Annotated in this window: 3 protein-coding genes; all 3 read left to right on the top strand. The window is 39.6% G+C overall.

Annotated features, from left to right (window positions below):
• Nucleotides 1-291: hypothetical protein (locus ES675_RS16495; RefSeq protein ID WP_170244097.1), on the top strand; the 291-nt coding region annotated here is incomplete at its 5' end.
• Between the two features lies 1 nt (nucleotide 292).
• Nucleotides 293-505 (top strand): hypothetical protein, encoded by a 213-nt coding sequence (locus ES675_RS16320; RefSeq protein ID WP_066257367.1) that lies wholly within the window; start codon nucleotides 293-295, stop codon nucleotides 503-505.
• A partial coding sequence (locus ES675_RS16315) for an AAA family ATPase (RefSeq protein WP_148367584.1) occupies nucleotides 505-1,460 on the top strand: 956 nt, incomplete at its 3' end. The genes ES675_RS16320 and ES675_RS16315, both read left to right, overlap by 1 nt.

The raw sequence follows: 1,460 nt of genomic DNA, 5'->3' as shown, positions 1-1,460 counted from the left end.
AAGGTTACCAACATGATTGTTGACGAACGCGCCAATAACTCTAGAATATTAGAGCCGTTCATGGACCAACCACAACTAAACGACACGCTTGCAAAACATTTGATTTCCGACAGTCTTGGCCAACACAAAAATAACAAGTCAAGGGAGCGCTTAAACGCTCAAAATAAAGCCACAAAGCTTATTGAAAGCAATAATAGAAAGCAGGCCAAAACACATGAAAAATCATTTTTAGACGAGCAGCTAGAGTACTACTCCGATAAAGTAGATATCAACGAATACTTAAACGATTAACATGAAATCAGAAATTAACAAACTGTCTAAAGTGCGAAATAAAATAATTGAAAGAGCAGAAAAACGAGACGCGCTCGCGCTGAAGCGATCCGATGATTGGTACGACAGCCCAAAAGGTAAAAAGCACGAAGCATCCACTGGAAAATTAGCAGACGTAGCCGAAAAATTATCGGAAGCCATAAACGAATTAAAAACTTATACAACCGAATTATAATGACTGAATCTCATAAAAATAACATCGCCCAAAAGCTGCAGGAATACATAAACGTGCACGCCATTAGTCAAACTATTGTTTCTAACCGTACAGGCGTTCGTAAGGAGTATATCACGTCCATTTTAAAAGGTGTCTTTACCTACGATGCTGGAAAGGGCAACGTAGGCGATATTCCAGACCGACACTTCATGAAGCTTGCTGAATTAGTAGACTATTCCACGCAGAAAAAATACTGGATTAACAGACCAACACCACAACTTACTCAAATGATTGCCATTTTAGAAGAGGCTCGCTCGCACGCTTACACTCGATTAATTGTTGGCGCAACTGGTTCTGGTAAGTCTCACGCCATTACGCTGTACGCTAAAAAGCATCCTGCCGATGTTTTTCACGTAAAGGTTGGAAGTGAAGACACGCTTAACGGCTTATTAGAAAAAGTGTGCGCGGCTTTAAAAGTTCCGCCTGCCAAGCATAAGTCTTCTAAAATTAGAGACATATCCATGGCCTTAAAAATGCTTTACAACCGCGGAAATAAACCGCAGTTAATTTTTGATGAAAGCGAGTACCTAAAAGTATCAGCGCTTTGCTCTATAAAAGAGTTCTACGATTACCTAGACAAGTACTGCAGCATCGTACTAATTGGAACCGAGCAGCTAACAGGCCAAATTGATAAGCTTCGTAAAAAAGATGCTAAAGGCATTCCGCAATTATACAGACGTATCAAGTTCGGAATTCGCCATTTACCAAGTATTGATAAAACATTTAAACTGTTTTTAAATGAGATTGAAGATAAGGAGTTGATCAAGTTCCTACGCGCCCAATGTGATAATTATGGCGAGCTGCACGATGTGCTGGTTCCATGTATGCGCGAGGCCGATAGATTAAATGTACCAATATCCATAGCATTGGTAAAAAAGATATTGAATGTAAATGAAGTTGAAATTTTTAACGCCCA

Origin of the sequence: Algorimicrobium algoritergicola (genome assembly GCF_008086165.1) — a bacterium.
GTDB classification, from domain to species: domain Bacteria; phylum Bacteroidota; class Bacteroidia; order Flavobacteriales; family Flavobacteriaceae; genus Algorimicrobium; species Algorimicrobium algoritergicola.
This window is presented reverse-complemented; position numbering and strand designations above follow the sequence as displayed.